The organism is Rhizorhabdus sp., assembly GCF_018006725.1.
Taxonomy (GTDB): domain Bacteria; phylum Pseudomonadota; class Alphaproteobacteria; order Sphingomonadales; family Sphingomonadaceae; genus Rhizorhabdus.
Window position 1 is genome coordinate 1 of the sequence record NZ_JAGMXV010000211.1, and the last position, 7,801, is coordinate 7,801.

General features: G+C 64.9%; 10 protein-coding genes. 7 read left to right on the plus strand and 3 right to left on the minus strand.

From position 1 onward, the window contains the following. Positions 1–172: 172 nt before the first annotated feature. The 6 genes from KAY22_RS21365 to KAY22_RS21390 are packed head-to-tail and all read left to right on the plus strand — an operon-like array spanning position 173 to position 4,080. Entirely contained in the window at positions 173–919 is a 747-nt protein-coding gene (locus tag KAY22_RS21365) for a glucose 1-dehydrogenase (RefSeq protein WP_296625239.1), read from the plus strand. A 51-nt stretch (positions 920–970) separates the two neighbouring features. Further along, on the plus strand, positions 971–1,423 hold the full coding sequence (locus KAY22_RS21370) for a nuclear transport factor 2 family protein (protein ID WP_296625248.1): 453 nt from the start codon (positions 971–973) through the stop codon (positions 1,421–1,423). Next, positions 1,420–2,259: an enoyl-CoA hydratase-related protein gene (locus KAY22_RS21375; protein ID WP_296625240.1), complete on the plus strand. Its 840-nt coding sequence runs from the start codon at positions 1,420–1,422 to the stop codon at positions 2,257–2,259. The genes KAY22_RS21370 and KAY22_RS21375 overlap by 4 nt, the downstream gene beginning before the upstream one ends. 4 nt (positions 2,260–2,263) lie before the next feature. Continuing rightward, positions 2,264–3,034, plus strand: a complete 771-nt coding sequence (locus KAY22_RS21380) for an enoyl-CoA hydratase-related protein (protein ID WP_296625241.1) — start codon at positions 2,264–2,266, stop codon at positions 3,032–3,034. Further along, positions 3,031–3,537 carry a flavin reductase family protein gene (locus KAY22_RS21385; protein ID WP_296625242.1) on the plus strand — a complete coding sequence of 169 codons (507 nt, stop codon included), beginning with the start codon at positions 3,031–3,033 and terminating at the stop codon, positions 3,535–3,537. Before KAY22_RS21380 ends, KAY22_RS21385 begins: the two co-directional genes overlap by 4 nt. Before the next feature lie 33 nt (positions 3,538–3,570). Next, positions 3,571–4,080, plus strand: a complete 510-nt coding sequence (locus tag KAY22_RS21390) for a nuclear transport factor 2 family protein (protein ID WP_296625243.1) — start codon at positions 3,571–3,573, stop codon at positions 4,078–4,080. Positions 4,081–4,549: 469 nt separating this feature from the next. On the opposite strand, the gene KAY22_RS21395 is transcribed toward KAY22_RS21390, so the two are convergent. Continuing rightward, a complete protein-coding gene (locus KAY22_RS21395) occupies positions 4,550–5,539 on the minus strand; it encodes a hypothetical protein (RefSeq protein WP_296625244.1) in 990 nt (329 codons plus the stop codon). Positions 5,540–5,614: 75 nt separating this feature from the next. Here KAY22_RS21395 and KAY22_RS21400 point away from each other — a divergent pair, with 75 nt between their 5' ends. Next, positions 5,615–6,250, plus strand: a complete 636-nt coding sequence (locus KAY22_RS21400; protein WP_296625245.1) for a thermonuclease family protein — start codon at positions 5,615–5,617, stop codon at positions 6,248–6,250. A gap of 3 nt (positions 6,251–6,253) precedes the next feature. Here the strand turns inward: KAY22_RS21400 and KAY22_RS21405 are convergent, their stop codons facing one another. Next, on the minus strand, positions 6,254–7,570 hold the full coding sequence (locus KAY22_RS21405) for a hypothetical protein (RefSeq protein ID WP_296625246.1): 1,317 nt from the start codon (positions 7,568–7,570) through the stop codon (positions 6,254–6,256). Next, positions 7,567–7,801: hypothetical protein (locus KAY22_RS21410; protein ID WP_296625247.1), on the minus strand; the 235-nt coding region annotated here is incomplete at its 5' end. The genes KAY22_RS21410 and KAY22_RS21405, both read right to left, overlap by 4 nt.

Genomic DNA, 7,801 nt, shown 5'->3' on the forward strand with positions numbered 1-7,801 from the left:
GGCTATGCGCTTGGCGCGTCGGCGGGCGTCAACACCTGGTATCCGGGCGAACCCCGCACCTTCGGTGCGGAACTGTCGGTGAAGTTCTAACTCCTGACTGTCGGGGTCGGCGTTCGGCGCGTCGACCCGGCTGTCTCGTTCCGAAGTTTCAGCGGTTGGAAAAGGCCACGTGATGAACCGTCTCGAAGGCAAGGTAGCACTGATCACCGGCGCCGCTCGCGGCATGGGCGAATCCCATGCACGACGGTTTGTCGCCGAGGGTGCGAAGGTCATCCTGACCGACCGCTCCGAGGCCGCAGGGACGGCGCTCGCAAAGGAATTGGGCAAGAATTCACTGTTTCTGTCCCATGACGTGACCGATGCGACGCAGTGGGCCGACGTCGTGACAAGGGGCGAGGACGCGTTCGGAGCGATTTCGATCTTGGTCAACAATGCCGGGATATTAGGTCCGATCGCGCAGACGGCCGAACTGGCCGAAGCCGATTATCTCGCCGTCTGTGCGGTCAACCAGCATTCGGTATTCCTCGGAATGCGCGCGACGCTCCCTTCGATGCTGCGCGCCGGCAAGGGATCGATCGTCAACATATCGTCGATCGCGGGCATGGCGGCGAATTACGGTTTCCCGAGCTTGGCCTATGTCGCCAGCAAGTTCGCGGTGCGCGGCATGACCAAGGCGACTGCCATGGAATATGGCCGGCACAATATCCGCGTCAATTCGGTCCATCCGGGCTTCATCATGACCCCGATGATGATCGAGGCGACCGACGAGGGCGGCGGGGACGCACTCGCGCAGATTCCGCTCGGCCGCATCGCCGACCCCAGCGAAGTGACGAACGTCGTGCTGTTCCTGGCGTCGGACGAGTCCTCCTACGTCACCGGTGCCGAGCATCTCGTCGATGCGGGAATGCTCGCTCACTGACGGCCTTTCAGCGCATCCCATTTCTTCAATAAGGACTTAGCGGACGTGACCATGACAGACATCGAGACACTGATCGAAGAGCGCGCGATCGCGCGAATGATATACCAATATTCCTATCACCTGGACATGAATCAGCCGGTCGAGATGGCGAGGCTGTTCGTCGACGACTGCGAGGTAAGCTACGCGCCCAATTTCGGCGCGACCGGCATCGAGGATTACAAGAAGACGCTCGATGGGATCGGCACCTTCTTCCGCGGCACCAGCCACCATAATTCGAACATCACGATCGATTTCGTCGGCAACGACGAAGCCAACGTCCGTTCGATCGTTCTCGCGATCCATCGCTACACCAAGGAACGCCCGGACGGCATCCTTTACGGCCAGTATTTCGATAAGGTTGTGAAGCGTGATGGGCAGTGGAAGTTCAAGCGCCGCGAGCTGCGCACGACCTTCGCAACCGATTATCATGTGCGTGCGTTCAATCCCATCGGTCGGGCGGAATGAGCCAGAACGATCCTTGCCCTGAAATCCTGATCGAGCATGCCGGCCCGATCAGCTGGATCGTGTTCAACCGACCGGCACAGGCGAATGCCCTGTCGGCCTCCATGCTGGAAAGCTTTTCAGCTGCCCTTGCCGCGCTGGCGAGGGAAGGCGGTCCCGTCATCGGCATAAGGGCGAACGGCAAGGGTTTTTGTTCGGGAATGGATCTGGGGCAATATGGTGGCGCGGCCGCCATGGATCCCATCGCCGACGCACAGCGCCTAAATGCCAACGTCGCGCGTTGGCTGTCTATCTGGGACCATCCCAAACCGGTCATCGCGGCGGTCCATGGCTATTGCTCGGGCGTCGGGGCGCAGCTCTGCATTTTCACAGACCTGACGATCGTGGCTGACGATGTAAGGATCAGCGAACCAGGCGTACCTATCGGTGGCGGTTTCATCGCCCCGACTTGGGTGGCGCAAGTCGGCGCGAAGAGGGCCAAGGAGTTTGCCTTCCTGCCCGGTAACAGCATCGACGGGCATATGGCGGTCGAATGGGGTTGGGCCAACCATTGCGTACCAGCCGATCGCCTGATCGAGGCCACAGAGGCGCTGGCAGCACGCATCGCGCTGATCCCCCCCGAGGTGCTTCGTATCAAAAAGCTCTCGATTAATCGCGCCGCGGAGGCGGCGGGCTTCCGCACCGCGACGGCCGGCATCGCGGAAATGGATTCGCTTCTTCATGTCGCGCCCGCTGTCCTGGCGATCCGGGACCGCATGGCGAAGGAAGGGCTCAAGCCCCTTTTGGAAGAATATCGTGGCCCGTCTTCGACCGGCCTCATCAACAGTTTCAAGGAGTAGCATCGTGGCCGATGTCGATTTCACCGTGGAAGGCCATATCGCCAATGTGCGGCTCAATCGTCCCCAGGGCCTGAACGCCATAACAGGCGAGATGGACGATCTGCTGTTCGCCGCCTGGAAGGAGATCAACGCCAATCCCGACATCTGGGCCGTCATTCTCTCGGCCGAAGGCGAGAAGGGCTTCTGCATCGGCGCAGACGTATCGGGTGGCGCCGAGCGGAAGACGCGCATGGCGCTCGGCGGTGGTCTGACCGGGATCGGCGGACCTCTCGTCACCTGCAAGAAGCCGATGGTCGCGGCGGTGCAGGGATTCTGCGTCGGCGGCGGTTTCGAACTGGCGATGTGCGCCGACATCATCGTCGCAGCCGATACCGCTCAGTTTGGGCTTCCCGAGACGAAGGTTGGGATCATTGGTGAGTGCGGCGTCGTCCATCGTGTCGTCCGCCAGCTTCCGTATCACATCGCGATGCAGCTGATCTTGACCGGCGACCGCATCAAGGCCGACGAGGCGAAACATTATGGGCTGGTCAACGAGGTCGTACCCTATGCCGATCTCGCCGACGCCGCGCTGCGCTGGGCCAGGAAGCTGAACGCAGCTTCGCCGCTGGCTGTCCAGGCTGCAAAGGCGGCAGCTCTTGGCCGGCTCGGCCACCCGCTTGAGGTGGCCCTGATGACCCGCTTCGAGCCGATCGAGGAGTATGCGACCACCGAAGACAAAATGGAGGGCGAACGCGCGGCCGGCGAGCGGCGTAAGCCGGTGTGGATTGGCAGATGACCGTTACGATAGATCCGGTGATCGACGCTGCGGTCTATCGACGCGTACTCGGCCATTATCCGACTGGTGTATGCGTAGTCACGGCTTCGCTACCGAACGGGCGGCGCGCCGGTATGGTGGTGGGTTCGTTCACCTCGGTATCGCTCTCGCCTCCGCTCGTCGGTTTCTTTCCGGACATGTCCTCGAGCAGCTGGCCCGATATCGAGCGCGCGGGAAAGTTCTGCGTGAACATTCTCGCGAGCGACCAGAAGGATCTCTGTCGCCGCTTTTCCGCCAAGGGTGAGGATAAGTTTGCGGGTCTATCTCACCGACTTTCCGCCAACGGCTCGCCCGTGCTCGACGATGTCGTGGCATGGATCGATTGCAGCTTGGAAAAGGTCTACGAGGCGGGTGACCACTACATCGTACTTGGTCGGGTACAGGAGCTGGACATCAGCCGGCCAGACCAGCCGCTGCTATTTTTCCGCGGAGGCTATGGCAGTTTCGCTCCGGCTATCGCGTAGGCATTCGCATCCAAGTACGGGTCGGAGAAAGCAATGGAACTGATCGACCGCGTGAAGCGGCTTGAGGATAGGGTGGAGCTGAACGATCTGGTCGTCAGCTATTTCCTTGCTGCAGACGGCGACGATTTAGAAGCCGTCGGCAACAGCTTTACGGATACGGCGACTTTCAGTTCCTCTGGAGACGTGGTGGGTGAAGGCCGCAAGGGTATCGTCGACTTCATTCGAGCGTCGCGAAATCAAATGGGGCTTACGATCCATACGCCTCATTACGCACAGTTTACCTTCCATGACGCCAATCAAGCTAGTGGCCTCGTCGGCGCGCACCTCGAACTCGTGTTAAGCGGGGCGGCGATTTATGGCGCCGTTCGCTATATGGATCGGTACGTCCGCGATGAAGGGCAGTGGCGAATCCAGTTCCGTGACATGCGAACTATTCATATCGCGCCGTGGCTAGAAGTAGGACAGGCGCTTGCATCGGACACGCCGGTTCGCTGGCCTGGATCGCGGGCGAGCAAGTCTGATTTTGGTCGCAAGATCAGGTGACCTTCCTCAAAGCAACTTCAGGGATATTCCCAAAGACGGTCATTTGAGTTGGATCGGTAGTCCATTCAGGAACGGCAGCTTTCGGGATTGTGATCGGATCGGGTGAATGTCCGAAATTGGGGCGCTTATCTGCCCGGCAGCTTCCGACGCCAGCAGCCAATCGGCTCTTGGGCCGGTAGCCGACTAGCAGCTTTCGGGAGCTGAACCGGGCTAAGCGGACGTTTCCTCGCGGCGATAGGCCGCCCGGGATGCGCCCATCCCGGCCATGGTCCACGTAGCCCCGGGTGTCCGTTTAGCGCCTCAGTTGGGTCGTCCGTCGGCTCGGCCGCTCATCCGGAATGCCGATATTCGTTCAGGTCGGTTCGGTCGACTCAAGCGGGCGATGCAGTCCGCCGCGGGGCATCACGGTGAGGCGATTGCATTATCATTCGGTTGGAAACGAAGCCAAACCTTCGTCCTTCAAAGGGCTCTACGAACATAGATCAATCCCGAAGGCGGCGGCATTGATGGCGCGAAAGCCGTCCCGCCGGCTCCAAGATATGTGACCGCCTAGGCGCTCCACGAGCGCGCAGGCGTCGGTGCGGCCAAGGTTGACTGCACGCAGCGCCTGCTCCGCGACGCGGACGTAAAGGACCGGCAACCCGGCGATGTGTCCGGTCGCCGGATCGAGGATGTCGGTGAGCATCAGCACCTCGACCTCGTCGAGCGGCAGCGTCGACAGGAATTCGATGGCGACGCGCAGCGCGGCCGAGCAGATCGCATCCCGGTGCATCTCCAGGCGCTTGCCGGCGGCTAGCGCCTTGAAGGACGCCTTGCCCGACTTCAGCAGCGTCACGGACTCGTCGGGCATGTCCTCAAGGTCGAGACCGTCGACGACGGCGATGACGCGTCGATCCAGGAAGATCGTGTCGATGCCCTCGACGGAGAACGGGAGCCGCCCAAGATCGCTGTGCTGCTCGAGTGCGGCGACTAGGGCGTCCGGGTCACGCTCCACGACCTTGCGCGCCACAGCGGCCTGCGCGTTCCGCGACGCGACAGACTCCGCGGCGCGCGCGTGCAGATCGTCGTCGCGCCTCCTCGCGGCATCGACGTCGTCCGCGAGCCGGGCCATCACCTTCTCGCCGCGCCGAAGCATCCTGTCGAGAAACCCCGGCACGTAGCCGTCCAGCCTCGCCCGCGCGGCCAGCTCCTCGTCGTCGCGTCGCGCCGGATGCGGCTCGTCGGGAGCCGTCGCGGTGGTGAGCCAGTCTCGCTTGCCGAAGGTGATCCGATGCCCGCCGGTGAGCGCCTCCACCATCTCCTCGTATTCGGCGACCGCCTGCGCGGCGGCGTCGAGCATCGCCTCGCGATGCAACGCGTTCTGGCGTGCGATCCGCTGTCGTTCGGCCTGCTTCGCCGCGCGGTCCATCGCGCGCATGGTGCGCACCATGCCCCGTGCGAACTGCCGCGATGTGACCATCTTCCCCCCTTGGACTTCCGTTTCCCTTCCAACACTTATAGGCAACTGACTTATCACTGCCAGAGGGGGCGCCGTTTGTCCTGGATCTCGTTCGCCCTGGCCGCCCAAGTCGCCTTCAGCGGACCGGCAGCGGTGGTGGACGGCGACACGCTGCATGTGCGCGGCGAGCGCGTGCGACTCTTCGGGGTGGACGCGCCGGAGCTGTCGCAGATGTGCGGTGCGGGAACGTCCAAGGTCGCGTGCGGACAGCTAGCGGCGCAATGGCTCAAGTCGCGAGTGGAGGGACGGGTCCTGCGGTGCGCCCGCGTCGACACCGACCGATATGGACGGGTCGTCGCCCGATGCAGTCTCGACGGTGCGGATGTGGGCCTTGCGATCGTCGAGGCCGGCTGGGCGACCGCCTACCGCAAATACTCTCTCGACTACGTGGGGGCGGAGCAGCTGGCACGCGCGACGCGAAGGGGCATCTGGGCGACCGGCTTCCAACCTCCAGAGGCATACCGGCGGGCGCAGCGCGAAGCCGTGGTGCCACAATCGCCGCCCGACGCCCGATGCGCCGTGAAGGGCAACGTGAACTCCAAGGGCTCGCGGATCTACCACCTGCCGGGCTCCCGCGACTATGCGACAGTCCGCATCAATCCTCTGAAGGGCGAGAGGTGGTTCTGCAGCGCCGCCGAGGCCGCTGCCGCCGGATGGCGACCCGCCCGCTGATGGTCAGCGCAGCGTCCGCTCCCTGAGCGCCGGCGCTTCCGCCGCAGCGCCGCCGGCGGCGGAGCGTTCGACCGCGATCCTCTTCAGCGGGGTCGCGCCGACAGGCAGCGCGCGCTCGATGACGAGGCCGCCGCCCGCCGCCGCCAACGCGTCCTGCAGCGTCGAGACGTCGCCGCACCAGATCGTCTCGGCGTCGCGATCTCGACCAGGATCCGGGCCGACGCCCGCCGCCTCGAACGCCACGGGCCGCATCTGCATGCGCTCCGCCCCGGCAACCGCGCTGACCTCGACGCCGTAGTCCGGCCGGACGGCGCTTCGAAGGACGAGACGCCCCTCGTCCGCAAGAGAGGTCGACATGCCCTCGGTGACCTCATAGCCGAGCCCCGCTAGCCCTTCGAGGACGGCCGCCCGACGCGCAGCGGCAGCCCGCGCGGCACGGAGGCCTTCGATCGCTGCACGCGTCGATGCGATCGCGGTCTGAAGCGCAGGCACACCCAGCGCGTCCATCGGCTCGTCCGAAGACGCGCCTCCGGCAGCAGCCAGCTCAGCGCGCGCTAGAACTAGATCGGTGCGGAGCGATGCGCGCTGGCGGGCATCGGTGAGGCTGCGGCCGGTCTCCACCTCGAGGCCGTCGATGAGCAGGCTCCGGCGGGCCGGCGCCGCGTCTGCGGCCTCGTCGAGCCGCGCACGGTGTCCGTTCGTATCGAAGCCACCCAACGCGTCGAGCTCGTCGAGCCTCGCGGCGATCCTCTCGACCGCGGGGTCGTCAGGCTTGGGAGGCTGCGCCGCGAGCCAATCCGCTAAGGTCGCCGATGGAGCGCCCTCCCTGAGGCTGGAAGCAAGACCGGGGGCCGCGCCCGGCCTCGCGGAAGCGTCCGCGAGGATTTCGAAGCCCTTCGCCAGCGCCCCGGCGTCGCCCCGCTCCAGCGCAGCCACGAGCGCCGGGTCCGGCGGAGAGTCGAGCTCGCGCAGGCGCCGCAGGAGGGTCGCCGCCGCCTCCCGGCCACGCCGCTCCTTCGACCGGGCGGCCGCCTGCTCGGCGGCGACGGCGGCGAGCCGGCGCTGCATGTCGGCGCGCAGGAACTCCTCCTCGACCGGCGCCTGCTTCTGCAGGTCCATGAAGCGATCGGACGCGATCAGCGCGGCCAAGGCATCCCGGCGGCGGTTGGCGGTCGCCAGCGCCTCCTCGTCGATGCAGTCGTTCCTCCTGCCGATCCGCGTCCACTCCGCGAGCGCCGCGTCGACCCGAGCGAGCTGGCCATGACAGATCGCCAGGATCTCCTCGCGCGTCACGATGCGCACGACCTTCGGTCCGCTCACGCCAGAACCCCCATCGCCGAGATGACCGCCCTGCGGAGCCGCTCGCGTTCCAACTCGGGCTCGTGGAACCAGCGGTGCGAGGACACGCGGTGGATCGACGGGATCGAGCGCCGGAGCACGTCCGGCCGCCACATCTCCCGCGCCCGCGCGCTCTCGAGCAGAGGATGCCTTGGCGCGTCGCACTCGATGCCGATGCCGTAGAGGCCAGTGCGCGGGTCCTCGATCGCGAAG

What these genes read in the sequence shown, in the direction of transcription:
- KAY22_RS21390 (WP_296625243.1), top strand. Translation starts at nt 3,571, where the DNA reads ATGGAACTGATCGACCGCGTGAAGCGGCTTGAGGATAGGGTGGAGCTG.
- KAY22_RS21395 (WP_296625244.1), bottom strand. Translation starts at nt 5,539, where the DNA reads ATGGTCACATCGCGGCAGTTCGCACGGGGCATGGTGCGCACCATGCGC.
- KAY22_RS21365 (WP_296625239.1), top strand. Translation starts at nt 173, where the DNA reads ATGAACCGTCTCGAAGGCAAGGTAGCACTGATCACCGGCGCCGCTCGC.
- KAY22_RS21370 (WP_296625248.1), top strand. Translation starts at nt 971, where the DNA reads ATGACAGACATCGAGACACTGATCGAAGAGCGCGCGATCGCGCGAATG.
- KAY22_RS21375 (WP_296625240.1), top strand. Translation starts at nt 1,420, where the DNA reads ATGAGCCAGAACGATCCTTGCCCTGAAATCCTGATCGAGCATGCCGGC.
- KAY22_RS21385 (WP_296625242.1), top strand. Translation starts at nt 3,031, where the DNA reads ATGACCGTTACGATAGATCCGGTGATCGACGCTGCGGTCTATCGACGC.